This window comes from Paenibacillus sp. BJ-4, from assembly GCF_020404765.1.
In the GTDB taxonomy this organism is placed as follows: domain Bacteria; phylum Bacillota; class Bacilli; order Paenibacillales; family Paenibacillaceae; genus Paenibacillus.
The window spans coordinates 1-24,734 of the sequence record NZ_JAIVEM010000076.1; the positions used below are offsets into that span (position 1 = coordinate 1).

Annotated in this window: 23 protein-coding genes; 22 read left to right on the forward strand and 1 reads right to left on the reverse strand. The window is 46.0% G+C overall.

Features of this window, described 5'->3' with window-relative positions; translation table 11 throughout:
• Positions 1-193: 193 nt before the first annotated feature.
• Positions 194-1,141 (reverse strand): DMT family transporter, encoded by a 948-nt coding sequence (locus LCF57_RS14205; RefSeq protein ID WP_226001278.1) that lies wholly within the window; start codon positions 1,139-1,141, stop codon positions 194-196.
• Between the two features lie 222 nt (positions 1,142-1,363).
• Between LCF57_RS14205 and LCF57_RS14210 the strand changes: the two genes are divergently transcribed.
• The 22 genes from LCF57_RS14210 to rpoD all read left to right on the forward strand — a co-directional run bounded on the left by LCF57_RS14210 (position 1,364) and on the right by rpoD (position 24,729).
• Positions 1,364-2,707, forward strand: a complete 1,344-nt coding sequence (locus LCF57_RS14210) for a PLP-dependent aminotransferase family protein (RefSeq protein ID WP_226001279.1) — start codon at positions 1,364-1,366, stop codon at positions 2,705-2,707.
• Between the two features lie 158 nt (positions 2,708-2,865).
• A complete protein-coding gene (locus tag LCF57_RS14215; RefSeq protein ID WP_226001280.1) occupies positions 2,866-3,225 on the forward strand; it encodes a histidine triad nucleotide-binding protein in 360 nt (119 codons plus the stop codon).
• Positions 3,226-3,393: 168 nt separating this feature from the next.
• Positions 3,394-3,567, forward strand: coding sequence for a 30S ribosomal protein S21 (gene rpsU, locus LCF57_RS14220; RefSeq protein ID WP_005547957.1), 174 nt, complete (start codon positions 3,394-3,396; stop codon positions 3,565-3,567).
• A gap of 16 nt (positions 3,568-3,583) precedes the next feature.
• A complete protein-coding gene (locus LCF57_RS14225; RefSeq protein WP_007431248.1) occupies positions 3,584-4,027 on the forward strand; it encodes a GatB/YqeY domain-containing protein in 444 nt (147 codons plus the stop codon).
• A gap of 282 nt (positions 4,028-4,309) precedes the next feature.
• Positions 4,310-5,677: an NfeD family protein gene (locus LCF57_RS14230; protein ID WP_226001281.1), complete on the forward strand. Its 1,368-nt coding sequence runs from the start codon at positions 4,310-4,312 to the stop codon at positions 5,675-5,677.
• A gap of 42 nt (positions 5,678-5,719) precedes the next feature.
• On the forward strand, positions 5,720-6,721 hold the full coding sequence (floA, locus tag LCF57_RS14235; RefSeq protein WP_318840687.1) for a flotillin-like protein FloA: 1,002 nt from the start codon (positions 5,720-5,722) through the stop codon (positions 6,719-6,721).
• A gap of 45 nt (positions 6,722-6,766) precedes the next feature.
• On the forward strand, positions 6,767-7,357 hold the full coding sequence (locus tag LCF57_RS14240; RefSeq protein ID WP_226001282.1) for a hypothetical protein: 591 nt from the start codon (positions 6,767-6,769) through the stop codon (positions 7,355-7,357).
• A 433-nt stretch (positions 7,358-7,790) separates the two neighbouring features.
• On the forward strand, positions 7,791-9,200 hold the full coding sequence (locus tag LCF57_RS14245) for an amino acid permease (protein ID WP_226001283.1): 1,410 nt from the start codon (positions 7,791-7,793) through the stop codon (positions 9,198-9,200).
• Between the two features lie 386 nt (positions 9,201-9,586).
• Positions 9,587-9,880 (forward strand): sporulation protein YqfC, encoded by a 294-nt coding sequence (gene yqfC / locus LCF57_RS14250; RefSeq protein ID WP_010345357.1) that lies wholly within the window; start codon positions 9,587-9,589, stop codon positions 9,878-9,880.
• Positions 9,877-11,070 carry a sporulation protein YqfD gene (gene yqfD / locus LCF57_RS14255; RefSeq protein WP_226001284.1) on the forward strand — a complete coding sequence of 398 codons (1,194 nt, stop codon included), beginning with the start codon at positions 9,877-9,879 and terminating at the stop codon, positions 11,068-11,070. Before yqfC ends, yqfD begins: the two co-directional genes overlap by 4 nt.
• Positions 11,071-11,076: 6 nt before the next feature.
• The gene (locus tag LCF57_RS14260; protein ID WP_226001285.1) at positions 11,077-12,048 is read left to right on the forward strand and encodes a PhoH family protein; all 972 of its coding nucleotides are present in this window, start codon (positions 11,077-11,079) and stop codon (positions 12,046-12,048) included.
• Between the two features lie 100 nt (positions 12,049-12,148).
• Positions 12,149-14,395 carry an HD family phosphohydrolase gene (locus tag LCF57_RS14265; RefSeq protein ID WP_226001286.1) on the forward strand — a complete coding sequence of 749 codons (2,247 nt, stop codon included), beginning with the start codon at positions 12,149-12,151 and terminating at the stop codon, positions 14,393-14,395.
• Positions 14,396-14,450: 55 nt separating this feature from the next.
• Positions 14,451-14,948 carry an rRNA maturation RNase YbeY gene (gene ybeY / locus LCF57_RS14270; RefSeq protein WP_152378845.1) on the forward strand — a complete coding sequence of 166 codons (498 nt, stop codon included), beginning with the start codon at positions 14,451-14,453 and terminating at the stop codon, positions 14,946-14,948.
• Complete coding sequence (locus LCF57_RS14275; RefSeq protein ID WP_226001287.1) at positions 14,948-15,322, forward strand: diacylglycerol kinase family protein; 375 nt, start codon at positions 14,948-14,950, stop codon at positions 15,320-15,322. Before ybeY ends, LCF57_RS14275 begins: the two co-directional genes overlap by 1 nt.
• Positions 15,323-15,373: 51 nt before the next feature.
• The gene (gene era / locus LCF57_RS14280; protein ID WP_226001288.1) at positions 15,374-16,276 is read left to right on the forward strand and encodes a GTPase Era; all 903 of its coding nucleotides are present in this window, start codon (positions 15,374-15,376) and stop codon (positions 16,274-16,276) included.
• 520 nt (positions 16,277-16,796) lie between these two features.
• Positions 16,797-16,934, forward strand: coding sequence for a YqzL family protein (locus tag LCF57_RS14285; protein ID WP_013372137.1), 138 nt, complete (start codon positions 16,797-16,799; stop codon positions 16,932-16,934).
• A gap of 42 nt (positions 16,935-16,976) precedes the next feature.
• A complete protein-coding gene (gene recO / locus LCF57_RS14290; protein WP_226001289.1) occupies positions 16,977-17,729 on the forward strand; it encodes a DNA repair protein RecO in 753 nt (250 codons plus the stop codon).
• A gap of 401 nt (positions 17,730-18,130) precedes the next feature.
• Complete coding sequence (gene glyQ / locus LCF57_RS14295) at positions 18,131-19,018, forward strand: glycine--tRNA ligase subunit alpha (RefSeq protein WP_007431234.1); 888 nt, start codon at positions 18,131-18,133, stop codon at positions 19,016-19,018.
• Positions 19,011-21,086, forward strand: a complete 2,076-nt coding sequence (glyS, locus tag LCF57_RS14300; protein WP_226001290.1) for a glycine--tRNA ligase subunit beta — start codon at positions 19,011-19,013, stop codon at positions 21,084-21,086. The genes glyQ and glyS overlap by 8 nt, the downstream gene beginning before the upstream one ends.
• 116 nt (positions 21,087-21,202) lie before the next feature.
• On the forward strand, positions 21,203-21,685 hold the full coding sequence (locus LCF57_RS14305; protein ID WP_226001291.1) for a YaiI/YqxD family protein: 483 nt from the start codon (positions 21,203-21,205) through the stop codon (positions 21,683-21,685).
• Positions 21,678-23,552, forward strand: a complete 1,875-nt coding sequence (gene dnaG / locus LCF57_RS14310; protein WP_226001292.1) for a DNA primase — start codon at positions 21,678-21,680, stop codon at positions 23,550-23,552. The genes LCF57_RS14305 and dnaG overlap by 8 nt, the downstream gene beginning before the upstream one ends.
• 43 nt (positions 23,553-23,595) lie before the next feature.
• The gene (gene rpoD / locus LCF57_RS14315; RefSeq protein ID WP_007431230.1) at positions 23,596-24,729 is read left to right on the forward strand and encodes an RNA polymerase sigma factor RpoD; all 1,134 of its coding nucleotides are present in this window, start codon (positions 23,596-23,598) and stop codon (positions 24,727-24,729) included.
• Positions 24,730-24,734 lie beyond the last annotated feature (5 nt).

The following is a 24,734-nucleotide window of genomic DNA, read 5'->3' on the forward strand; positions in this document are numbered from 1 at the left end:
CCAACGATTTCAGGCCAAACTCAAACAGCGCGCGCCGATTGAGTACCGGCACGCGCTGGCTGCTTAGCCTTTTTTCACTTGTCTACTTGACAGGGGTATGACCAACCATCCATCAAGAAGAAACAGCCTTTTTTATCTATATCCTCCATCAGATCTCAACTTAGAAATTCTAAATTCTCTACTTTATAAACAACTACGTTTTTAGGGTATCTGCACAAAGGGGTACTCCCTTTTTCCGTCCCAAATAATTAGTTCCAATGACCCCGGTGATAATCAGTAGCGAGCCAATTAAATGATAGACCGTTATTGCTTCCCCGATAAACAAAGCTCCGGCTGCAATGGACACGATCGTCGACAGATTCGTAAATACACTCATTTTGGAGGCTTCTATTTTGGATAAAGCATAATTTGCAGTCAGTGAAGTGATGAGCGAGGCAACAACGCCAAGATATATAATGGATAGGACAAAGGTCCCGTTACCGGACAATGAGACAAACTGGCCCAGTGTTCCACTTTGAATATGGTTAGTGAGTGAGATGACCAGAAACGTAACAAAGCCGATGCCCATCATAAAATAACTGATTTCTGCCGGGCTAAAATGCCTGGAGAGAGAGCGTGCCAACACGCTGTATCCTGCAAAAGCCACACATGTCAGAAAAAGCAGGGAGATTCCGCCCAAATGCGACATGCTGAAGCTGTTTCCTTTCATGATAAAGATGAAGATGACACCGAATACTGATAAAAAGATCGATAGCTTCTGTAAAAGGGTCGTGGTTTCTTTAAGAAATAACGAGGCGATGATCATCGTCACAACCGGTGTGAAGGCGTACATAATACCTCCCTCGGCGGAAGTAGCGTATTGTAAGCCAAATGCTTGCAGCGTGAAAAATCCTAACGGGTACATCAGAGCCAGCAGCAACGCTTTAAATATGGGTTTGCCCTGATAAGACAGCTTGATCCATCCCAAGGCTAACGGAATGGACATAACGATAAAGGAAGCTGCAAACCGGTAGGTCAGCGTGTCAATAGGATGAGCATACACCAGTGCCATTTTAGTAAATAAAAATGAAAATCCGATAATTGCAGCATTCAGTACTGCAAACATATAAGCCAATTTTAATCCTTTTTCTTGTGAGTCCATAGGATACCCACCTTTCTTTCATGCTTCGGGACCGTGTTCGCGAACGTCTTATCCGATGCACTAAAGATACAACAAGGACGAGCCTCCGAGGGATCAAATTATCGCAACTGTATCGGTACACTTTTATACTTGGGTATCCTGTTCATCCACCAAGCGTGTTAACATCAGGTGTATAGGACTGGTTATGATATGCACAACAAAAAATACGATAGGAGGATGTTTGTGAAAAAATATGTTTCCATTTTATCGGATATAGAGCTTAGAATTCGTGAGGGTCAATACAAATCCGGTCACAAGCTGCCGTCAGTCCGTGACGCTTCGGAGTTATACGGGTGCAGCAAAAGCACGATTTTGCGGGCCTATGCTGAACTTGAAAAGAAACACGCCATCTATTCCATACCGCAAAGCGGATATTATGTAGTGGAGAATTCTGGTGATGTGCGCCATAGCCATATGGATGACATCGTTGATTTTACTTCTGCATCTCCGGACTTGAACGTATTTCCATATTTGGATTTTCAGCATTGTCTGAACCAGGCTATAGATACCTACAAATATCATTTGTTCACTTACGGGGATTCACAAGGGCTGGAGACACTGCGTCATACATTGGTTTCCCATTTGGCTGATAATCAGGTGTTTGCAAAAATGGATCGAATTATCGTGACTTCTGGTGTTCAGCAGGCGCTGGAAATACTTTCTAAGATGCCATTTCCCAACGGCAAAGAAAAGGTTTTGGTTGAGCAGCCAAGCTACGATATTTATTTGCGTTTTTTGGAGGAAGAGAACATACCTGTCAGCACTATTGCCCGAACAGCAGCAGACATGGATTTACAGGAATTGGAGAATCATTTTAAGAACGGAAGTATCAAGTTTTTTTATACCATGTCAAGATATCATAACCCATTGGGAAGCTCATACAACACGGAGAAGCGAAAGGCTATTGCTGCCTTGGCCGCCAAATACGATGTGTACATCGTAGAAGATGATTATATGGCTGATTTGGGAGCCGATTATTTTTTTGATCCCATATATGCGTATGACCAGACGGATCATGTCATTTATTTGAAAAGCTTCTCAAAAATCATTTTCCCAGGTTTGCGTCTAGGGGTTGCGGTTTTGCCAGAAGCTCTATTGAAGACGTTCCAGGCATATAAACGATACGTCGATACTTCCATGTTATCTCAGGCAGCGCTTGATATTTATATTAAAAACGGAATGTATGAACGCCATAAGCATACGATATGCAACCTGTATTCAGAGCGCATCCATATTCTCAACCAGGCGGTGGAACGATATAATCAGGCCGGACTCATTGAAGCCTCAACCGTAACATCAGGAGTTTATATGCAGTTTAAGCTGCCTCGAACCGTGAACATGGAGCGGTTGGTACAGCGCCTTTCCGAGAAAAAGATCCAGGTTGTATCTGGAAAAGGTTTTTATTTGACGAGCTATAGGGAACAAGAAAAGTTTTTGCGCATCAGCATTTCACGTGCACAGCCGGACCAGATTGATAAGGGCGTGAAAGCCATAATAGAGGAAGTGGGGAAGGGGAACTGGTATTAACCCCCTTTTTCCGTTATGATACATATAGAAATATAAGTATAATTATAAATGTAAATGCTTCTATTCGGTTGCGGGTGGGACATACATAACTTTGAATGCCGAGAGAGCAATGATCCTTAATTGCTTATCATCGGCTCATTGCCAAAGGAGAGTTTTAAATGGACGATCTGTTTTTGAAAATTGTGGATGGAACCATCCCCAGCAAAAAGGTAATGGAAACTGACAATGTGCTCGCATTTCATGACATCCAGCCTGCGGCGCCAGTACACGTGCTCATTATCCCGAAGAAATATATTCCTTCAATGAATGCTGTAACGGAGGAGGATCTCCCTCTCATCGCGGAGATCCATCAAGTTGCGATTGAGGTGGCGAAAAAGCTGGGAATCGCTGAGTCCGGCTATCGGCTGATTAACAACTGCGGCCCGGATAGTGGGCAAGCGGTTGGACATCTGCATTATCACCTGCTGGGCGGCGCCAAATTAGGGGCCCTGACAAGTATTTCGGACTCACATTCTTAAAAATGACAGAGCTTGTCTTGCAGTAATACGGAAGAATCGAGAGAAAATATTCCTTTAAATATTCATTTTTTCTTATAGGTTGACACCCGCTTTCCGTTTCACCTATAATAAAATTTGATGAACCGTGTTATTGCTCTTGGACGGTCTGGTCGGAGGGAGGGAAAACTGGTGTCTGAAACTAAAGTTCGCAAAAACGAGACAATTGATGCTGCACTTCGTCGCTTTAAACGTTCCATTGCTAAGGATGGCGTATTGGCTGAGGTGAAGAAACGCAAGCATTATGAAAAGCCAAGCGTAAAGCGCAAGAAAAAGTCCGAGGCTGCTCGTAAGAGAAAGTTCTAGGAGGAGCTGAGCAACCATGAATTTGAGCGAACGATTAAACGAAGATATGAAGCAAGCTATGAAGAGTAAGGACAAGTTCAAACTCTCCACCATTCGAATGGTTCGTTCTACGATTAAAAATCTTGAAATAGATTTGAAACGGGATTTGGACGACAACGAAGTGCTTGATATTCTGAGTCGTGAGATCAAACAGCGAAAAGATGCCCTCCATGAATTTGAAAAAGCCAGTCGCGATGAACTTGCGGCAAGCACTAAAGCAGAAATAGAGATCATCGCTCAGTACCTTCCTGAACAACTTTCAGAAGAAGAAATTAAAGTTATTGTACAGCAGACCATCCAGGAAACCGGTGCTTCTTCGAAAGCCGAGATGGGGAAAGTAATGTCGGCCTTGATGCCTAAGGTAAAAGGTCGCGCTGACGGTAAGCTCGTGAACCAGGCGGTTCAACAATTTCTGCAATAAACCTGCGACAAACAGGAAAACATAGCACCCTCTGTTCACAGAGGGTGCTATTTCTGCATCTGCCATCTTTACCATAGAATCGTGTAATTCGAAAATCTTCTTTTTTGGAAGCGCTATCTATAATTGCGTGAAACGTGATGTTTGTTGGATACGTAAAGTATGTGGCAGTCGTCAGGAATAGCAACAACCCCAATAATTTCACATTAAATCCTGAAAATTGTATAGTTTACCTAACAAAGTTTGGTATGCTGTAATAAAGCAAGATCGAAAGGGGGGAGAGAAATGCACAGTGAACAGCACCAATCCAGCCGCAAAATGATCTTTTTAACGTTATGGATTGTGATATCAGTTATACTGCTGCCATTATTTCATTCCGGATCAGCGGAGGCCGCAGCCAAAGGCGGAGCCGTATTCGTTATACCCGTAGATCAGGAAATTGAACAGGGCCTAGGCCGTTTTATGGAACGTGGATTTGCTGAAGCAGCAGAGTCCAAAGCGGGTCTGATTTTGCTGGATATTAATACGCCTGGCGGACGGGTAGATACAGCGGAGAAGCTGGGCAAACTGATAAAAGACAGCCCCATTCCAACCGTAGCCTACATCAGGGGAGAAGCAGCCTCGGCGGGTAGCTATATTGCGCTCAGCGCAAACAAGATCGTAATGAAGCAGGGAAGTATTATTGGAGCCGCGGCATTGGTAGACGGCAAGGGGCAGGCTGTTACGGACCCGAAAACAATAGCCTGGTGGAAGAGCAGCATGGCATCTGCCGCAGAAACTGGCGGACGTAATCCGGATATTGCGAGAGGTATGGTAGATTCCCAAATTGCCGTAGCGATCCCGGAACTGAACTTTAATAAGGAAAAAGGCCAAATCATTTCTTTAACCAGCGAGGAAGCGCTTAAGCTGGGCTATGCGGATCACATTGCCTCGTCAGAACAAGAGGTGATCCAGTGGATGGGCTACAGCACGGATGATGTATTTTATGTAGAGCAAACATCGGCTGAGAAAGCTGCCGAAATATTAACCAACCCAATTGTGCAGACATTGCTTTTATTTATCGGTATCGCAGGTGTAGTTATTGAACTGCTTGTACCCGGCTTTGGTGTACCGGGAATTTTGGGCATACTCGGATTTGGTTTGTATTTTTTCGGCAATTATGTCGCTGGTTTTGCAGGTTCAGAGACGTGGCTGTTGTTTATCATTGGCCTGGCTTTGCTTATACTTGAAATGTTCATTCCAAGCTTTGGTATACTGGGCATATTGGGTTCCGTTAGCCTGGTCGCTGGCGTTGTTCGGGCGGCATACGACATGAAGCATGCATTTATATCTTTGGGCATTGCCTTTGCAGCTGCTGTTGCCGTGGTGGCGATTATTGCGATCATATTCAAGGACCGGGGGATATGGAACCGTTTTATACTTAAAGAAAGCTTAACGACTGACCAAGGTTTTTCTTCGGTTGTGAATCGGGAAATATTATTAGGTCAGCGGGGTGTGAGTCTGACACCACTTCGTCCAGCCGGAACGGTGCTTATTGCTGATGAGCGTGTCGATGTTGTAACGAATGGCGAGTTTATTGCCACAGATACGCCGATTATCGTTTCCAAAGTAGAAGGTGGACGAATTGTGGTTAAGGCGGACACTAGCGTCTAAACAAGCGAAAAATGAAGAATTAGATAATGGAGGATGATGCGAGTGTTCGAATCGGGGATCGTCAGTATTTTGCTGATTGCCGTTGTAGTGATTATTGTATTGAGCGTATTTTTCAGTTTTTTTCCGGTGATGCTGTGGATTTCAGCATTGGCTTCAGGGGTGCGGATTGGTATCATTACGCTGGTGGCTATGCGCTTGCGGCGTGTCACGCCAAGCCGCATTGTGAATCCATTGATTAAGGCGACCAAAGCCGGTCTGGGCTTGAATATCAACCAGCTGGAAAGCCATTTTCTCGCAGGTGGTAATGTTGACCGCGTGATCAATGCATTGATTGCTGCGCAGCGGGCTAATATTCCGCTTGAATTTGAGCGTGCTGCTGCGATTGACCTTGCAGGGCGGGATGTTCTGCAAGCGGTCCAAATGAGTGTAAATCCGCGCGTTATTGAGACACCTATTGTTGCTGCAGTCGCCAAAGATGGTATCGAAGTAAAGGTTAAAGCTCGTGTTACGGTGCGTGCCAACATTGATCGACTTGTCGGGGGGGCCGGAGAAGAAACGATTATTGCACGGGTCGGTGAGGGTATCGTTACAACCGTCGGCTCCAGTAATTCGCATAAGGACGTGCTGGAGAACCCGGATTCGATTTCCAGAACTGTATTGTCCAAAGGTTTGGATGCAGGGACCGCGTTCGAAATCCTGTCCATTGATATTGCAGACGTCGATGTAGGTAAAAATATCGGTGCTTTCCTGCAAACCGAGCAGGCGGAAGCAGACAAACGTATTGCTCAGGCGAAAGCAGAAGAGCGGCGTGCGATGGCTGTGGCGCAGGAGCAGGAAATGAAGGCGCGTGTCGTAGAAATGAGAGCGCGTGTGGTGGAATCCGAATCCGAAGTGCCGCTGGCTATGGCTGAAGCGCTGCGTGGCGGGAAACTTGGCGTCATGGACTATATGAATTTGAAAAATATTGAGGCAGATACGCAAATGCGCGGCTCCTTAGGCAAACCGAATGAAAACTCGGGCAATGACAACAAAAACCGGGATTAAGCAACGGGATATAGCCGATGAATGACGGCAGCAAGGCGGTGAGTAATGAACTTTATCAGCTGGATCTTTGATCATTTGTATATCCTGATCGTGATTGGCTTTGCATTGGTATCCTTTCTGGGAAAAAGTATTCAAGGCACGGGTCGGAAATCTCCTTCGGGAAATGGGATGCCCACCTTTGGTGGTGATCAGAGTTCGCGCAGACCCACGACGTCACCCAGACCTATCACTATGGGACATAGACAGGAGCAGAGTCAGCCTAGCAGGCAGGAAGTTACCGGAGAATTGCAGCGCCAAATTCCTAATGAACGACGGGCGGTTATGGAAGCTCGTCGTATGGAAGAAGTAATGAACGATCGGATGGAAATGAAAGGACAAATGGAGCAGGAATCCTCGGATAACGGTTCGACTTTAGAAGAGCGGATTCGTGCCATGGAGGAAGAGCGCAGAAAGGTTTTAGCCCGCCTCGACCGCATATCCAATGTGAGGGAGTCTGGGGAGATCACAGATGGGGTAGAGTCAGTATCGCAAGAGCGCAGTACGGTCAATGCGGCTGAACTGCGCAGAGGTGTGATTTGGGCTGAAATATTAGGTCCTCCGCGTTCCAGACGTTATATGAGTAGAGGTAGACGTTAAATGATAGTGAGATCCGTCACGGCTTTGGCTGTGGCGGATCTTTTTTTACCCATACATCAGGAATGCATCAGAAATACATAATCACGTCCAGAATAAAAAAAAGTTGCTAACAACAAATACTCTAATTACCTGACAATGAATGTGATAATCCCATATAACGCACAGCTTTCTTACATTTGTTGTCATCAAAAAAGGTGGCATTTTGTCTAGTTTAGCGGTTTGTTTGTGAAAATAATTACGTGAAAAATGATCAAATGTAACAATATAAATGAAGGCTTCCAAAAGCAGTTTTCATTTTTTCTTTTTTATATATAATGTTCTCAATGATAAATATTTATGAAAAATTACTCCAAATTTAGCTAAAAAATGCGTTATTTCGAGGAGAGGAAATACGGTTTGTAATACGTATAAAAATTTTAGGGGGATGGGATGGATGAGTAATGGCCTGTTCAGAAAGAAAAGCATTGAACAGCTGCTTGCTACTACGCGGGGAGAAAAAGCACTTAAAAGGGAATTGGGCGCGTTTGATTTAACGATGCTTGGGGTTGGAGCCATTATCGGAACCGGGATTTTTGTTTTGACAGGTACAGGAGCGGTTACGGCTGGACCGGGTTTGGTTATCTCTTTTGTAATTGCAGGGCTTGCCTGTTTATTCGCTGCATTGGCTTATGCCGAGTTTGCATCCACCGTTCCAGTGTCCGGTTCTGTCTACACTTTTACATATGCCACAATGGGGGAGCTACTGGCCTTTATTATCGGGTGGGATTTAATTTTGGAATACATGCTGGCCGCCAGTGCGGTTTCCGCAGGTTGGTCGGGGTATTTTGTGTCATTCCTGAATGGACTCGGTATTCATATTCCTCTTGAATTAACTGCTGCACCAGGCGCTTTAAAGGACCAGCCCACCTATTTTAATCTTCCGGCTTTTCTGATTTTAATGGGCATTACGTTATTGCTTTATTTTGGAATCCGAGAATCAAAACGAATGAATAATATCATGGTTATTGTAAAAATTATTGTAATTTTATTATTTATCATCGTTGCTGTTAAATATGTGAAGCCGGATCACTGGACACCGTTCCTGCCTTTTGGCTTTAGTGGAGTGTTTGGGGCCGCAGCACTTGTGTTTTTTGCCTTTATTGGTTTCGATGCCGTTTCATCTGCCGCGGAAGAAACTAAAGATCCGGCTCGTGATTTGCCGCGGGGTATTATTTTCTCACTTGTGGTTTGCACGCTTTTATATGTCGTTGTTAGCGGGATTATGACAGGTATTGTGCCGTTTAAGGATTTTGAAGGCATTTCCCACCCGGTGTCACTTGTCTTGCAGGTTGCAGGTCAGAACTGGGTTGCGGGCATTGTAGATATAGGGGCCATCTTGGGGATGACAACGGTCATGCTGGTTATGCTCTATGGTCAAACCCGCATCATGTTTGCCATGTCACGTGATGGCTTGGTGCCCAAAGTATTATCAAAGGTTCATCCTAAATATAGAACGCCGTATATTAACACATTGTTTTTTGGTACTTTATCTGCGTTAATGGGCGGTCTAATCCCGCTGGATGAGTTGGCAAGTTTGGTGAACATCGGAACCCTGTCAGCATTTATTCTGATTTCGGTCGCTGTCATCGTTATGAGAAAAACACAACCCAATCTGCCAAGAGCCTTTCGCTGTCCTGGGGTTCCGTATATTCCGATCCTGGCCATCATTTCGTGTGCTGTACTCATTCTTAATTTGAATGGTCAGACCTTTAGGCGCTTTATTATTTGGCTTGTTATTGGTTTGGCGGTTTACTTTTTGTACTCCAGAAAAAACTCACTTTTGAATCGTGACTCCGAGAAATAATCGTTTATACGCTAAAAATCAAAAAAGACAACCTTGTTTTTGAATACAAAATGAGGTTGTCTTTTTTGCTGTGGATTTTTGAAAATGCTTGTCTTCTTGCGATGCAATATAGTGTTTGCTACGAATTGTCAGTTTCGCCTCATAAATGCGATGAGTGGATCATAAAATGTACAGTACAGATATCTGTGGCGCTGGTGTGATGATGTTCATATTTGAGCGCTATCGGCAGTTCATGTAAATAGAAGCGTAGCCATCATCAAGACGACTATGAAGCATTGTATGGTAATAACAGAAGAGACGAAAAACTAGCAGCGTAGCTGCCATCAAAACAACAATTAGCTGTTGGATAACAGCTGCTTTGATGACAGGAAAGGAGATTTCGCCGTATGAGCCGGATGAGCCGCAAACTGCGAAAGTGGGCCAGCGAAACGCTGGAGCTTCCGCAGGACATTCTATTTGACCTGCCGCGGTTAACCCTCATTGGCAGTCGCCAGCTTTATGTGGAGAATCACCGGGGGGTTATGGATTTCACACCGGATCGGCTTGTATTGGCGCTTGCGCAAGGCAAACTGCGGGTGTCAGGGCATAACCTGGTCATTACGTCCATTTTGCCGGATCAAGTAAGTGTGGAAGGACAGATTACGGATATTCAAATGGAAGGAACGGAGGAAGGCTCATGAAACATCCTGCTTTAACGAAGCTGCGTGGCACAGTGACGCTTGCCGTTAGCGGCGAAAGCGTGGAAGCTTTCATCAATTTGCTCACCGAGCATCATATACCTGTTTGGAACGTGCGGCCGATGGGTACGAAACATGCAGAAATGAACCTTCTGCTGCCGCACGTCTTCCTGCTGCGTCCGTTTTTGAGAAGGACAGGCTGTAAAATGCATATTCTGAAGCGACAAGGGCTTCCCTTCATCGCTATCCGACTTGCCAAACGTAAATTTTTTCTGGCAGGGCTGGCTCTATTCTGGATAGGTCTGCTCCTGATGTCATCGCTCATTTGGGATGTTGAAGTGAAGGGAAATGACAAGCTCTCAACGGAATCCGTTCTCAAAGCTGCCCGACAGGAGGGGCTTTATCCGTTTCAATGGAGCTTTCGACTTTCCAGCCAGGACAAGCTTTCCCGTGCGCTCATGCAAAAGCTTCCTCAGGCATCCTGGATCGGTGTGGAGAGGCAGGGCACATTGGTGACAATTCAGGTTGTCGAAGCCTCACAGCCTGCTCCTGCGCCGCTTTACAGCCCTCGTCATCTCATCAGCAAGGCAGACGCGGTAGTTACTGAAATTTTCGCCGAGCAGGGTCGTCCTGTCGTGCATAAAAATACACGTGTCAAAAAAGGAGACATTCTCATTTCAGGAACGCTTGGAGATGAGGAGAATCAGCAACTGGTCGTAGCCAAGGGGGAAATTAAAGGACTTGTATGGCATGAATACGAAATTAGCAGCCCTATGGTGCGGCGTAGCAGCACATACACAGGAAACAGTCACGATCGCTTGTACCTGGTGCTCGGCAACCGTGCAGTACAGTTATGGGGATATGGGAAAGTACCTTATCCTGCCCATAAAACAACAGTTGAGCATGACCCGCTAACGTGGCGCTCCTACAAACTTCCGATTGGATGGATGACCGAAAGTGTAAGAGAGACCAAGATACAGCAGGAGAAGCTTACGGAAGCAGAAGCGAAAAAAACAGGAATAGAAGGAGCGCGTGCCGATATTTTAGCCAAATATGGTAAAGGAACGAAAATAATGAGCCAAAAAATTTTGCATGAGAAGAGAGAGAATGGTAAAGTTTATATGAAAGTGCTTTTTGAAGTGGAACAGGATATTGCGGAAGAACTTCCGTTAGTTCATAACCAAGGAGAATGAGGCTATTTGGCAGAACAACAACGCAGCATACAAATTGCATTGAACAATGCGGGAGAAGGACAGGCGTTATTCGGCCCGCAGGATTCCTTTTTAAAATTGATTGAAGCCGCTATACCCGCAAAAATAGCATCTCGTGAGGCAGAAGTTAATGTTTTTGGTAACGCTCACGAGGTGGAAGTGCTCGAACAATTGTTCGATGTACTCCTTCAGTTAATTCGTAATGGATATATCCTGACCGAAAGGGATGTCCATTATGCGATTGAGCTGGCAAAAGATTTGCGTGCTGACCAGCTGCTCGATTTGTTCAAGGGAGAAATTACGACCACGTTCCGGGGCAAGCCGATTCGGGTCAAAACGATTGGACAAAAGCACTACGTAACGACGATTAAGAAACGCGATATTGTATTTGGAATTGGGCCAGCGGGTACGGGGAAAACGTATTTGGCTGTAGTGCTGGCTGTAGCTGCCCTGAAGGAAGGTTCAGTCAAGCGGATTGTGCTGACCCGTCCTGCGGTGGAAGCCGGTGAAAATCTGGGCTTTTTGCCTGGGGATTTACAAGAAAAGGTTGATCCCTATCTGCGACCGTTGTATGATGCGCTATACGATGTGATGGGCCCAGAGCAAACTGCAAAGGCACTGGAGCGGGGATTGATCGAAATTGCCCCTTTGGCCTATATGCGGGGACGGACGCTGGATGATTCATTTATTATTTTGGATGAAGCACAAAATACCACACCGGAGCAAATGAAAATGTTTTTGACACGGCTTGGCTTCGGCTCGAAAATGGTCATCACCGGCGACGTTACACAGATTGATTTGCCTCGTGGCAAAAAATCCGGACTGATTGAAGCCCATGCGATTTTACAAGGGATTGAGGAAATCGGCTTTGTTCAGTTTGCGGAACAGGACGTTGTCCGCCATTCCCTCGTTCAGAAAATAATCGTTGCTTATGACCGAGTTGCTGAAAATCAAGGGTAGCATCCATGTTACGAATGTGGTCTGGTTCAATCCACAGAATGAAATGAGCAGTGTAGCGTGTAGCTGCCTTGAAAAAGATGATGGAGAGGGATTGTTTTAGATGACCTCGAAGGAATTATCCAACGGAAAAACGTTCCAACATAGAATGAATGGATGGAAGTATAGCGTGGCGACACGCTATCTTCTGTTTTTATTTTTGGTGATTCTTTTTTATGTGAGTTTTGCGTCCAAGCTGCTTCCCGAGCGCTATGATATCCGGATAAATCAGCCGAGTGAAAAGGAAATTGTCGCTCCGATGCAGCTTCCAAACAGCAAGGCGACTTTGAAGGCACAAGAGGAATCAGCTGAACGCGTGCAGCCTATGTATACGATCGTACCGATTCGCAACGATAACCTGATTACTGGGATTTTGGATCGTATTGAACGACTCAATCAGGATGATCAGGTATCCAGAGCGGACAAGATTGCGATTTATAAGGATGAAATTCCTCAGCGTGCACGGGATTTTGTGCAAAATTTTGTGAACAATAGCCGAAATGCGGATGCATACCCGGATAAGCTGCTGGATGAGGTGCTGCAAAAGACGAAGGAGCAGACGTACCGCATTCCAGAGGAAACGTTCATTAAAATTCCACGACTTACGTCTGAGGATATTGCCGAGATGCGCCCTGTAGCCCGCGAGATTGTGACGGGTCTGATGAATGATCAAATTACGGATGCCCAGACAGCCCGTGCCAAGGTGGCTGAACGGGTTAGTACAAGCTCGCTCACCAAGCGTACCTCACGGGAGGTTGTCCAGGAACTTGCAAGGCTTGTGATTACAGCCAACAAGTTTTATGATGATACAGCCACGAAGGATGCGAAGGTACAGGCTCGTGAAGATACACCGACTGTCTATATTAAACAGGGTGAGGTACTCGTCAAGAAGGGTGAAATTATTACCCAGGAAATCTATACATTGCTTGATGAAAACGAGCTGCTTAAGAACAAAATCAACTATTGGCCACAATTCGGCCTGTTGATGCTGTCTGCGATGCTGGCTCTGGGACTGTTCACGTATATTCGTCAATTCCAATCACGAACACGAAACTTCAAGTATAATAATGCGCAATTGCTGATGCTCGTATTGATCTTTGTGATTACTGTAGGGGCAATGCTGCTAGTTGCTATAATGCAGAACAGTGAACATTCCTATCTCGGCTATCTGGCGCCTATCGCGCTTGGAGCTATGCTCGTAACGCTATTGCTTGATATGTCGGTGGCTTTCGTTTGTGCCGTTATATTTAGTATATTGGCAAGTGTCATTTTGAATGTCCGTCAGGGACAGATTTTTGACTTTAATTTTGGTTTTTTTGCCCTTGTGGTCTGTTTGGCAGCCATTTTCTCAACTCATCGGGCCAGCCAGCGTTCTACATTGTTCAAGGGAGCTATTATGGTATGCTTGTTCGGTGCCTTGTCTGTTTTTTCTCTGGCGTTGATCGACCAAGGCAACTGGACTCAAACAACGACCCTCTATGGGGTAGCTTTTGCTTTTGCAGGTGGTTTGATTACCGCGATACTTGTGATCGGGTTAATGCCATTTTTTGAGTCCACCTTTGGCATCTTGTCGGCGTTAAAGCTTGTCGAGCTGTCCAACCCCAACCATCCGTTGCTACGCAAACTGCTTACAGAGACACCAGGGACGTATCACCATAGCGTAATGGTGGGGAATCTGTCTGAGGCTGCAGCGGAAGCTATAGGGGCCAATGGCTTGTTGTGCCGGGTCGGTTCGTATTATCATGACATTGGTAAAACGAAGAGACCTTCGTACTTCATTGAAAATCAAAATGGGTTAGAGAATCCGCATGATACAATAGAGCCGAAGCTGAGCAAATCCATTATTATTGCCCATGCTCGTGACGGTGTGGAAATGCAATTGGATTACAAGCTGCCCAAGCCAATTCGCGATATTGCCGAGCAGCACCACGGAACGACATTCTTGCATTATTTTTATCACAAGGCATTGCGAGAAGCGAAAGAGAAGGGTGTGGAGCCTGACTTCACTGAAGATGATTTTCGTTATCCGGGGCCGAAGGCTCAGTCTAAAGAGTCTGCTGTGGTGGGAATTGCGGATAGCGTGGAAGCAGCAGTTCGTTCCTTACGGAAGCCAACGGTGGAACAGGTAGAGTCCATGATTGAAAAAATCATTAAAAGCCGACTTGATGATCACCAGTTTAATGACTGTGAGCTGACCATGCGGGAGCTTGATATCATAGCTCAAACCCTCAAAGAAACGGTAATGGGGATTTTCCATTCCCGCATTGAGTATCCCGAAGAAAGACCCAAGCCCGAGAACGAGAAAGCTTAACATAATTTGTCGTGAAGCACGGCTGGAGCACTAAGAATTAAAAGGAGCGGTTGGCATGGGCCTTCAATTAGCATGGAATAATGAACAAAATGATATGGTAATTAACGAATCCTTGATTGCACTGCTGAACACCTTATTAGAAGAGGCAGGCAAGATGGAGGGAGTAACAGACGGTGAGGTAGCTCTCACCTTCGTTACTGATGAGCAAATTCATGAGCTGAACAGGGACTATCGGGGGATCGATCGCCCTACTGATGTGTTGTCGTTTGCTATGAAGGAAACGCTGGATGAAGAGCTTGAAATCATCTACGAACCGATTGAAGAAAATTCATTGGAGGATGTACCCGATGTGCTGGGGGATATTATTATCTCTGTGCAGACAGCGCAAGCTCAGAGCGAAGAATATGGACATTCCATTGAGCGTGAAATCGGCTTTTTGTTTGTTCACGGTTTCTTGCATCTGTTAGGCTATGATCATCAGGATGAGGCGAGTGAAGCTGAAATGATGGGTAAGCAGGAAGCTGTACTGGCTCAAGTGGGGTTGACACGGTAATGAGACGTCAGCCTTGGAAAATGACCTTTCGCTATGCGGCAGAAGGGGTGATCTACGCTCTGCGTACGCAAGTTAATATGCGGATACATGTGGTCGTGGCGCTTCTTGTCATTGTAGCAGGCCTATGCCTGCGCATCTCCCGGCTCGACTGGTTGTTTGTTTGTGTAGCAATGGCCTTAGTCATTGTAGCTGAGCTGATCAACACCGCTGTCGAAGCAGCGGTAGATCTCATCTCACCTGATATTCATCCGCTGGCCAAAGCGGCTAAAGACACCGCCGCCGGAGCCGTGCTCCTGGCAGCGGTTTTTGCTGTAATTATTGGCATATTTGTGTTTTACAGGCCTTTGTTGACGTTAATGAGTCAGCTCATGTAATGAAAATAACAAAACAAAAAAATGGCGCTTAATAGCGCTGGAGGAAACGAAATGGTTAAGAAACACTTTAAGTCAGGTTTTGTTGCGATTGTTGGCAGACCCAATGTAGGAAAATCAACACTGATGAATCATGTCATTGGTCAAAAGATCGCCATTATGTCAGATAAGCCGCAAACCACACGCAACAAAATTCACGGGGTATATACGACAGAAGACACACAAATTGTATTTTTGGATACTCCGGGGATTCACAAACGCCAGTCTAAATTAGGCGATTACATGAATCAAACCGCCTTTAATGCGTTGGGTGAGGTGGAGGCAGTACTTTTTCTTATCGATGCCGCAGAAGGATTAGGCGGAGGCGACCGTTTTATTGCGGAACAGTTAAAACAAGTGAAAACGCCGGTTATTTTAGTTTTGAATAAAATTGACCGTATTGAGCCGGAAGCATTGTTGCCACTGATTGAGCAATATCGTAAGCTTTATGAATTTGCGGAAATCGTGCCGATCTCGGCTAAAATGGGCAACAATGTAGACCGCCTGCTGGAACAGTTGCAAAAGTATTTGCCAGAAGGTCCGCAGTATTACCCGGATGACCAAATTACCGATCACCCGGAGCAGTTCGTCATTGCCGAGCTGGTACGGGAAAAGATTTTGCATATGACGCGCGAGGAAGTACCACACTCTATTGCGGTCATGATTGAAGACATGAAAGTGCAGGACAATGGTGTCGTGCATATTATGGCTGTCATTTTTGTGGAACGTGATTCCCAGAAGGGCATCATTATCGGTAAACAGGGAGCTATGCTCAAAGAGGTGGGGAAACAGGCACGCCAGGATATCCAAAATCTGCTAGGTTCCAAAATTTTCTTGGAGCTGTGGGTCAAGGTCAAAAAAGACTGGCGCAACCAGGAACGCGTCCTTCGTGACCTCGGCTTCCACCGCGACGCCTAAAAACAGAGCTCGACTCTACGATCACTTTAGTTTCAAGCACCTTATTGAGGCTTAAATACTTGGAACTAAATATGTTTAGTCTTTTAAGCACTATTAAAAAGCCGTACCGACCTCAAACACAAGACGTAAAGTAACACGTCTTGTGGTCATTCCAAGCGCCGCGCATGTACGGCGCTTAACTCTTGCTCTTTCTACCCTTTTCTTCCAGCGATGAAATTAAGGAGCGTTTTTCAAAAGGGGTATGTAACTGCGTGCACGTTGTAGCGGAGCGAAGGATTTGAATCTGAAGAAGCGTCAGCGGTTGCCTTTACCCCCGAATTTAACCCTTTTGTTTGTACATTCAAATAAATTCGGGGGTAACAGCAATCGTAAGATCAAATCATTCGCAGAGCGGCATTCCAACCCACATACAGTACCCTTTTTCAACACAACCATTTATTTCATCGCATACTTTTCCTCTCTTCGCCTCATTCTAACTTTTGAGATGCAAACGTCATTTCCGAAGAAAGGATGAATACGATTGCGAGATTTTTCGTGGAAGTATTTTGCGATGACTGGAGATGTCGGTGCGTATCTGCTATACAGGGAGAGCGCCGTGACAAGGGAGCAAGACACGGATGAAGGTGAGTCGGACGAGCATGAAGAAGCCCGTGAATAGCGCAAGCCACTGGCTTCTTCGCGAATGTTTGGGGGAAGAGGCATGCTTTACAGGGTGGAAGGAATCGTCATCCGCAGCATGGATTACGGTGAGGGGAACAAAATTATTACGCTTTGCACCGAAAGCGGGGGTAAAGCTGGCGTGCTGGTCAGAGGAGCAAAAAAATCCAAAAGCCGTCATGCCGCTTTGACGCAGCCGTTTACGTACGGCGAATTTGTTTATTTTCGAAATACAGGCCTTGGGACGTTGAATGCCGGTGAAATTATTCAATCCCACCATGTATTGCGTGAGGATATTACCAAGGCTGCTTACGCCTCGTATGCCTGTGAGCTGCTTGATCGAGTACTACAGGATGAAGAAACGGGCACATTCTGGTTTAAGCAGCTTAAAGCTTGTCTGGAAGCGTTGGAGAGCGGCAAAGATCCGCTGATCGTTATGAGTATTTATGAATTTAAAATACTGCAGGCGGCGGGTTACGCTCCTCAACTAGAAGCCTGTATCTCAAGTGGACAACAATGTGCTGATGAGGACATGTTTGTCAGTCCCAGGCTCGGCGGGGTTTTGTGTCGGAGCTACAAGCATTTTGACCCAGCTGCATTAAGTGTCACTCCACGTACGTTGAAGTTGCTGCGTTTGTTCGCCAGAATGGATCTAAACCGTCTCGGCAACATTGACGTAAAGGACTCCACCAAGCTGGAGATCAAACATGTTATGCGGCAGTTTATGGATATGCAACTGGAGGTCAAGCTAAAATCACGCAACTTTCTGGATCAGCTTGACAAGTACGATATGTGAAATACCCTGATCTCTTGACTGTGCTGCTGAAAACGTGTAATATCCTACTATATATCTCCTTTAGGAGCAGATGCATTGAACGAGAAAGTAGCGGGATTATTCTCTAGGATTAGCGAGTTGGGGACGGTGTAAGCCCAGCGAGAATTTTTCGTGAACAAGGCACTCGGGAGCGTCTGAATGGACACGGAAAAGAGGATTACGGTCTGATTGGTGATTAGGATCGCAATCAAGTAGGGTGGAACCGCGGGAGTGAGCTCTCGTCCCTACGTCTGTACAGGCGTAGAGGCGGGGGCTTTTTGCTGTCTCTGGCAAGGCATGTTGGAAGTAGACGGCCCTGTACATACGAGTTTGATAAGAAGAAATCACCACCATTTGAGGTAATTGGAAAAGGAGCGTGTACCATGAATTTTCAGCAGATGATTTTAACGCTGCAACAATTTTGGGCCGAGCAGAATTGTATTATTGTACAGCCGTATGACACGGAAAAAGGAGCAGGCACGATGAATCCGATGACCTATTTACGGTCGATCGGACCCGAGCCGTGGAACGTTGCTTATGTTGAGCCTTCTCGCCGCCCATCAGACGGACGTTATGGTGAGAATCCGAATCGTCTGTACCAGCATCACCAGTTTCAAGTGGTCTTGAAGCCTTCACCTGACAATATTCAGGAATTGTATTTGGAGAGTCTGACTCGTTTGGGGATCAACCCTCTGGAGCATGACATTCGTTTTGTCGAGGACAACTGGGAAGCACCAACGCTGGGAGCTTGGGGACTAGGCTGGGAAGTATGGCTGGATGGTATGGAAATTACCCAGTTTACGTATTTCCAGCAAGTAGGCGGTATTGATGCCAGTCCGGTTGCGGTTGAAATTACGTACGGTATGGAACGGCTTGCTTCTTACATTCAGGACAAGGAAAATGTGTTCGATTTGGAGTGGGTCAATGGAATCACGTACGGTGATGTCTTCCACCAGCCTGAATTCGAGCACTCCAAATATACGTTTGAAGTATCTGATGTCAAAATGCTTTTCACTCTTTTTAATATGTATGAAGAAGAAGCGAATAAAGCGATGGCGCAGCATCTTGTATTTCCAGCCTATGATTATGTGCTGAAATGCTCTCATGCGTTCAACTTGCTGGACGCACGCGGGGCAATCAGTGTGACGGAACGAACCGGATTTATTATTCGGGTACGGAATTTGGCGCGTCAGGTGGCTGCGACCTATCTGGAGGAACGCGAGAAGCTGGGCTTCCCGCTGTTGAAGAAAGGAGGTGCAGCACATGTCTAAGGATTTATTGTTTGAAATTGGTTTGGAAGAAGTGCCTGCACGGTTTATCCCGAATGCAATTCAGCAGTTAAAGGAGCGTATGGCGGCGTGGCTTGACAGCTCGCGTATTGCTTATGGCGCTGTGGAGGCTTATGCTACACCCCGCCGTTTGGCGGTGCTGGTCAAGGAAGTAGCAGAGAAACAAGAGGACATCAACGAAGAAGTTAAAGGCCCTTCCCGCAAAATCGCGCTTGATGAAGCCGGCAACTGGAGCAAGGCTGCTCTCGGTTTTGCCCGCAGTCAGGGTGTCGATCCTGAACAGTTTACGTTCAAGGAGCTTGGCGGCGTGGAATATATTTATGCGACCAAGAGCAGCGTGGGTGTACCGACGGCGGAAGTTCTGTCCGAAGGCTTGCTGCACATTTTACATGCGATGACATTCCCTAAATTCATGCGTTGGGCGAGCTATGACTTTAAGTTCGTTCGTCCAATCCGATGGTTGATTGCCTTGTTTGGCAGCGATATTATCAACCTGGAAATTGCCGGAGTACAGTCAGGAAATGTGACGAGAGGCCATCGTTTTCTTGGTCAGGACGCCGTTGTAGAACGTCCGGCTGACTATGTTGAAGTGCTTCGTAAGCAGCATGTCATTGTGGATATTGAGGAACGTCAAGCCCTTATCGTGAAGCAGATTGAAGCGTTGGCAGCCGAAAAGGATTGGACGATTGCAATTAAGGATGATCTGTTGGAGGAAGTATTGTATTTGGTCGAAACGCCAACGGTGCTGTATGGAGGTTTTGATCCTTCCTTCTTGAATATTCCGAAGGATGTACTGATTACTTCCATGCGTGAGCATCAACGTTACTTCCCTGTGTTGGACAGCGCTGGAGAGCTGCTGCCATACTTTGTTACAGTACGTAACGGTGGCAGTCAATCGCTGGAAGTCATTGCTAAAGGGAATGAAAAAGTATTGCGTGCGCGGCTGTCTGATGCCAAATTCTTTTATGAAGAAGACCAGAAGATGGAAATTAAGGATGCACTCTCCAAGCTGGAAAGTATTGTTTTTCACGAAGAGCTGGGAACGGTTGGAGACAAGGTACGGCGGATTCGCCGCATTGCTGATGCTCTGGCAGAGAAGCTTCGTGTTTCCCCAGATACACAGGAATCGGTTAGCCGAGCAGCGGATATTTGTAAATTCGACCTGGTAACACAAATGGTATATGAGTTCCCGGAACTGCAAGGTGTTATGGGTGAGGATTACGCCCGTAAGGCTGGAGAAAAGGAAGAAGTGGCAAGAGCAGTGTTTGAGCATTATCAGCCTCGTTTCGCAGGAGAAACGGTTCCTTCTACGAACGCTGGAGCGATCGTGAGTATCGCTGATAAAATTGATACGATCACAGGCTGTTTTTCCATCGGTATTATTCCGACAGGCTCGCAGGACCCTTATGCACTTCGCCGTCAGGCCGCAGGGATCGTACAGATTTTGCTGGATCGTAAGCTTTCGGCTACGTTGTCTGATGTGTTCAATATCGCGATCGAAGTGCACAGAAATCTGGGAAATATGAAACGTTCCGCCGATGAAATACGTAAAGAATTACATGAGTTTTTCGGATTGCGCGTGAAAAAATTATTGTCTGAGTCTCTTCGTTATGACGTCGTGGACGCTGTGCTTGCAGCCGGATTTGATGATGTTGCTTCTGTTGTCAATCGCGGAGCTGCGCTGATGGGTGCAGTCCAAACAGGTGATAGTTTCAAGGCTACTGTTGAGTCCTTTAACCGTGTGAGTAACTTGGCTACCAAAGCGGTTCATAAGTCAGTGAATACCAGTGAATTTACGGAACAGGGTGAAAAGGCGCTTTACGAAGCATGGAACGGCGCTTATGAATCTTATAGTGTAGCTTTACAGGAAGGCGATGCGACGAAAGCGTTAGAGCTTGCTTCATCCATCACCCCTGCAATAACCGCGTTTTTTGATTCCGTTATGGTTATGGCTGAGGATGATGCTGTTCGTAATAATCGTTTAGCTTTGCTGGCTGCTATTGACTCAGAACTGAAGCGTTTTGCGGATTTTTCCAAACTTGTAGGTTAAACGTCAGTCGTCATAGTATGAACAACTTGAAAAAATGGGTATAAATATACGGAACGGTGTAAGAGTGATCTTGCACCCGTTCCGTATTTTACTCAAATCCACATGGAGATGGGGAGATGCTTGTGGAGATATCCGGAAATTTATCGGGTATTCGAATCGTTGTTGACGGGGATGCTTGTCCCGTTAAAAGCGAAATTGCAGAAACGGCTTCCCGTTTTCATGTTCAGGTTATTATGGTATCCTCGTATGATCATCTCATCCAGGGCAGTGAAGGCGTGACTGTCGTTAAAGTGGACCGGAGCGACCAAAGTGCCGATCTCTATATTGCTAATCATATCCGCCGAGGAGATATTGTAACCACCAACGATTACGGTCTTGCCGCCCTAGCCTTGGCTAAAGGCTGTGAAGTGATGTCTTTTCGCGGAGCTATGTATCGAAACGATTCGATCGATTTTATGCTTGACCGCCGTCATACTTCTGCCAAAGAACGGAAAAAAGGACGCTACGGAAAAGGTCCTAAACCGTTTACATTAGAGGATCGTGAAGTTTTTCAACATAAACTGACAAAACTTTTACTCCTCTTGCAGGAGAATGAGTAACGGTATCGAATTATATTTACGTGCTAAAGAGATGAAGGTGGTTAACATGAGTGCCGGACAAGGTAATATACCGGATGATATCATTGAGGCTGTTTTACAACATCATGATATTGTAGATACGGTGAGCAAGTACGTGCATTTGACCAAGCAGGGGAAATATATGAAAGGCCTCTGTCCTTTTCATTCCGAAAAAAACCCTTCATTCACCGTGACACCGGATCGTCAGATTTTTTACTGCTACGGCTGCGGCGCGGGAGGCAATGCCATCAAATTTATGATGGAAATCGAAGGACTATCCTTTCCCGAAGCTGTCAGGACAATGGCGGAAGAAAGTCATATCCCACTCGGCGAATGGCAGGGACGTGAGTCATCGCATCAGCATCCTGAGTTGGACAGGCTACTGCAAGCGTATGAGCTAACTTCTAAGATGTACCATTTTTTGCTTAAAAATACGGAGCACGGCAAACCAGCTATGGAATATTTGCGTTCACGGGGGTTCAGTGACAAGATTATTGATCAATTCCAAATTGGCTATGCACCGAATCGATGGGATACGATTGTTCAGTTTCTAGAGAAACGTTCCTTTGATCCTGTAGAGATGGAAAAGGGGGGACTTATTTCTCCCCGGCATGAGGGTGATGGATATGTGGATCGATTCAGGGATCGTATTATGTTCCCCATCTGGAATCGGAATGGAAAAGTTATTGCCTTTGCAGGCCGTATCCTTGGCGAGGGACAGCCAAAGTATTTGAATTCACCGGAAACGAAGCTGTTCAACAAGAGCCGAACGCTGTACAATCTCCATCATGCTAAAACCTCAATTCGCAAGCTTCGCCAGAGCGTTCTTTTTGAAGGCTACGGGGATGTCATCTCGGCATGGGAAGCGGGCGTACAGAATGGGGTGGCCGCCATGGGAACAGCCCTGACAGAGCATCATGCTACGATGTTAAAAGGACTGTGCGACGAGGTTATTATTTGTTATGATGGTGACCGGGCAGGACAAGCTGCTGCGCTTAAAAATTTTCCGCTGTTGGAAAATGCGGGACTTCACGTTAAGGTAGCATTGATCAGTGACGGTATGGACCCGGATGATTTTATTCGGCAATACGGCGGCGAGCGCTTTCAGCGTCAAATTATCGAAAGTGCTGTTTCAACGGTGAAATTTAAGCTTATATATCTGAAAAAAAACCATATACTGCAAGAGGAAGAAGGAAGAATCGCGTATTCCCGCGAAGCATTAAATGTCATTGCACCTCTGTCATCCCCGACCGAGCGGGAAGTGTATTTGCGCGAAGTATCAGCCGAAGTTAATGTGGATTTTGAAACCTTAAAGCAAGAATGCAATTTACTAAGGCAGTCCCTGCAAAAAAAACAGAACATTGGGGATAATAACGAAAATGGGTGGAATAATGGTAGGCATAAAAAAGGGCAGGTCTCCACACCTAATTTGCTGCCAGCTTACCATGTAGCAGAACGCAGATTGCTTCACTGGATGATGCAGGATTTAGAAGCTGCAGAGTACGTAGAAAAGCATCTGGGGGACGCTTTTAATATTGAGGATCATGCAGCGATTGCTGCTTATCTATACGCCTATTACGCACAAGGGAAATTACCGGATACAAGCCGCTTTATTTCATCTTTGCAAGATGACCGACTGGAGAAAAATGTAAGTTCGATCATGATGATGGATGCTCCGGGCGTATGGGCACCGCACATTTTGGATGATTATATTCATCAGGTGCGAAAATTTCCATTGCAGGAGCAACTGGATTTGAAGAGGGAAGAAATGAGAGCCGCTGAGCGCGTAGGTGACTTTTTGCGTGCAGCACAAATTGCAAGTGAGATTATAGCCCTAGAGAGACAATGAACACACAGAGGTCGGATGTTTCTAGGGAGGAGGGAGTCGAAAGATGGCGAATGATCAGCATACTGAACTGGAGACGGAACTGACACTGGATCAGGTCAAGGATCAATTGATTGAGTTGGGTAAAAAAAGTTCCTCTCTGAACTACAAAGATATCATGGAAAAACTGTCGCCGTTTGATCAGGACCCCGAGCAAATGGATGAGTTCTATGAGCAGCTGGGTGACTTGGGGATTGAGGTTGTGAATGACAACGACGAAGAAGTTACCAGATTGCGTCAAAATGATGACCCGGAAAACAATGACGGGGATGATTTTAATTTCGATGACGATCTGAGCCTGCCTCCCGGTATTAAAATCAATGATCCGGTCCGGATGTACTTGAAGGAAATCGGTCGTGTCCCGCTACTTTCCGCTGATGATGAGGTGGAACTTGCCAAACGGATCAATAATGGTGATGAAGAAGCTAAACGTCGGCTGGCAGAAGCGAACTTGCGACTGGTTGTAAGTATTGCCAAACGTTATGTTGGTCGCGGAATGCTTTTCCTGGATCTGATTCAAGAAGGTAATATGGGTCTGATTAAGGCAGTAGAAAAATTCGATTACGAAAAAGGATTTAAATTCAGTACGTATGCAACCTGGTGGATTCGTCAGGCCATTACGCGCGCTATAGCCGATCAGGCCCGAACGATCCGTATCCCAGTGCATATGGTGGAAACAATCAACAAGTTGATTCGCGTATCGCGTCAACTGTTGCAAGAGCTGGGGCGCGAACCTACGCCAGAGGAAGTGGCTGCCGAGATGGAGCTAAGCGTGGAAAAAGTACGGGAGATTATGAAAATTGCCCAGGAACCTGTTTCTTTGGAAACGCCGATTGGTGAAGAGGATGACTCTCATTTGGGGGATTTCATTGAGGATCAGGAAGCGTTGGCGCCTGCGGATGCGGCTGCCTATGAACTTCTGAAGGAACAGCTTGAGGATGTACTGGATACGTTGACTGAAAGAGAGGAGAACGTGCTGCGTCTCCGCTTTGGTTTGGACGACGGAAGAACCAGAACTCTTGAAGAAGTAGGTAAAGTATTTGGTGTTACACGTGAACGCATTCGTCAGATTGAGGCCAAAGCGCTGCGTAAGCTGCGCCATCCGAGCCGTAGTAAGCGACTGAAGGATTTCCTCGAATAGAAGCG